Source organism: Marinobacter sp. (genome assembly GCF_041595835.1).
Lineage (GTDB): Bacteria > Pseudomonadota > Gammaproteobacteria > Pseudomonadales > Oleiphilaceae > Marinobacter.
Genome location: NZ_JBFHJO010000089.1, coordinates 1 through 2,986 on the forward strand (window position 1 = coordinate 1; position 2,986 = coordinate 2,986).

The following is a 2,986-nucleotide window of genomic DNA, read 5'->3' on the forward strand; positions in this document are numbered from 1 at the left end:
TCAGTGGAACGCATTTGAGCTGATTTACGGTGGCCTGCAGCGTGATACAAGCTTGCTGTACCAGCGTGAAGCGCAAAGGCTCGAAGCTTTGTATGGTACAACTGACAACCAAACCGTTTCCGGCTATGACAAATTTGGTGTGTCGCAAGCGCAAATGACGCTGATTAAGTTCTACGACCAGATCATGGGCGCCAGCCGCATGTCGCTGGTTGCAGAAGTAGGCGCTACCTATATTCACGACCTGCCAGGCAAAGACGAGGCCCGTTACGGCCGCTCCGGTACCTTCGGTATTGGTGTGTTACCTGATGGACAGTGTGAGGCCGGTGAGTCAGCGAACATCAATATAGCTAACTGCACCAATGATGGTTTTGTGACTGATTTCTCGTGGGGATACCGTGCCCGTTTGATCTGGGATTACCCGAACGCGATTGCGGGAATCAACCTGTCTCCGGCGCTTGCGTGGAGTCATGATGTGAAAGGGTATGCGCCGCAACCTGGTGGTGCCTTTAGCGAAGGCAATAAATCGATAGGTCTGTCTCTGACGGGTGTTTATCAGAATAAAATTACCGGTAACGTCGGTTATACCAACTACTTTGGTGGCAAACCGTATAATGAAATGACTGACCGTGATTTCGTAAGCGCCAGCGTTTCTTACTCATTCTGAACCGGACGGAAATTGTTCAACGAGGTAACTTAAATGAAACTGAACAAGAAACTATTGGCCACAGGTGTACTGGCTGCGAGCCTTTGTGCTGGCCAGGCCTGGGGTGCGGTTTCTGCCGGCGAAGCAGCCAAGCTGGGTGACACCCTGACTCCTATGGGTGCAGAAAAAGCTGGCAACGGCGGAGCTATTCCAGCGTGGACGGGCGGCCTTACAACGCCGCCAGCCGACTATAAAGGCGATGGCATCTATGTAGATCCATTCCCGAGTGAAACGGCTGAATTTGTTATAGATCAAAGTAATGTTGATCAGTACGCAGACAAGCTGTCACCAGGCCAGGTGGCGATGATTCGTCAGTACCCGGATTACAATATTCCTGTGTACAAGACACATCGTACGGCGACCTATCCTCAGGACGTGATGGATGAAACCATAGAAAATGCCACGACTGTTGAATTGATCCAGAACGGCAACGGGCTGGGTGGTTATGAGAATGCTACGCCATTTCCGATTCCTCAGAATGGGCTTGAGGTTATCTGGAATCACATTACCCGTTACCGTGGAGGTTCAGTCCAGCGTAATGTAGGGCAAGTGACGCCGACAGCCAGTGGTGATTTCTCAGTGGTGAAGTTTCAGGATGAGCTGACCTGGAACACTTACCTGGACGATTATGAGAAGGGTCAGGATGACAACGTCCTGTTTTACTTTAAACAAGCCATTACTGCGCCAGCTCGATTGGCCGGTAACGTTCTCCTGGTTCATGAAACCATAGACCAGGTTAAAGAGCCTCGTCGTGCGTGGGTTTATAACGCCGGGCAGCGCAGGGTTCGCCGCGCACCTCAGGTTGCTTACGATGGACCGGGTACAGCTTCAGATGGCATGCGTACCAGTGATAACCTGGACATGTTTAACGGAGCTCCGGACCGTTACAACTGGGAACTGATCGGCAAGAAGGAAATGTACATTCCGTACAACTCCTACAAGTTGATTGATCGTAACCTTGGGTATAGCGACATCATCAAGGCTGGCCATATCAACCAGAGCCTGACTCGTTACGAATTGCACCGTGTATGGCACGTGCGCGCTACCTTGAAAGAAGGTGAGCGTCATGTATATGCGCAGCGCGACTTCTATATTGACGAAGATTCGTGGCAGGCTGCAGTTATCGACCATTACGATGGGCGTGGTGAGTTGTGGCGTGTAGCAGAAGCTCACAGCATGCAGTTTTATGACAAAGACGTGCCATGGTATGCCATAGAGGTGTTGTATGATTTGCTCTCTGGCCGTTATCTGGCGCTTGGCCTGACGAACGAAGAGAATAATCCATATTCTTTTGGTGTTGACCGCCAGGCTCGTGACTATACACCGGCGGCATTGCGCCGGGCGGGTACACGTTAAGTCGCAGGTTGTTTGTGTTGTAAAAACGGCGGGCCTATCGGGCCCGCCGTTTTTTTTGCCCGGGGAAAACTCTGGTTTTACTCAAACATTGTGCCCGTGCGTTGAAAATTCGCCGCATACACTTCTTATACTCGTCAATTTTTTGCAGATTGCCTACCGTTTAGTTTACCCTTCCTCTGTGCGATTCATACTAAAGGCGTACTCAACGTAGGCCGTCAGTTAGATACAACATTGAATCATTGCTTTTACCGGGTAGCTTAAATTTCCGACCCGGATTTGAGTGGGGCAGAGCGTGAAATCTTTGAGTGAAGGCTGTGCAGCCAATGATGAATTCCAGAGTGCCAATGCAGGTCTTCAGCATGGCGAACTGGTTCGTGACCTTCTGGAGTCCCGGCTTCAATTACCCGCGATACCGATAGACAGGTTGTCGCGCCCGGAATTGGACAGTGAAATTCGTGATGCTCTTAACCCTGGTAAGGTGCTTTTCATTGAAGCTCCCAGTGGTTATGGCAAAACGCACTCACTGGTGAGTGCGTTGACAAACTCATCAGGCAGTAACAGCCAACCCTCGGTACGTTGGGTTTCTTTAAGTGCGGCTGATAACGCCCCTTCCAGGTTTCTTTCGGTGTTGGCGTCTGCCATGGCGCTCTCGGATTCTCCCCAGCGCAACAACGGAAGCTTTGAAGATCACCTGGCGTTGATGCTGGTATCCAAAGCCCGGAAAGTTGAGGGGCAGCATGAAGTTCTGGTGCTGGACAATGCTCAGTACCTTACCAACCCGGCTGTTACTGGATTGCTTCACCATTTGGTTACTCACATTCCGGCTAATCTGGCTGTCGCCATGGTTTCGCGCCTGCCCATGCCGTTTGAAAGTCATACGTTGCAATTGAATGGAGATTTTAAACGGATAGGTGTTGAGCGGTTAGA

3 protein-coding genes are annotated in these 2,986 nt (G+C 50.7%); all 3 read left to right on the forward strand.

Going from position 1 to position 2,986, the window contains the following annotated elements:
• Positions 1 to 664, forward strand: a 664-nt coding sequence (locus ABYA77_RS14725; protein ID WP_372966714.1) for a DUF1302 family protein, incomplete at its 5' end; no start/stop codon positions are given.
• Positions 665 to 697: 33 nt separating this feature from the next.
• The gene (locus tag ABYA77_RS14730; protein ID WP_372966715.1) at positions 698 to 2,059 is read left to right on the forward strand and encodes a DUF1329 domain-containing protein; all 1,362 of its coding nucleotides are present in this window, start codon (positions 698 to 700) and stop codon (positions 2,057 to 2,059) included.
• Between the two features lie 292 nt (positions 2,060 to 2,351).
• Positions 2,352 to 2,986: AAA family ATPase (locus ABYA77_RS14735; RefSeq protein ID WP_372966716.1), on the forward strand; the 635-nt coding region annotated here is incomplete at its 3' end.

Bases quoted from the DNA above. Each gene is read 5' to 3' on its own strand.
- ABYA77_RS14730 (WP_372966715.1), top strand. From the start codon at position 698: ATGAAACTGAACAAGAAACTATTGGCCACAGGTGTACTGGCTGCGAGC.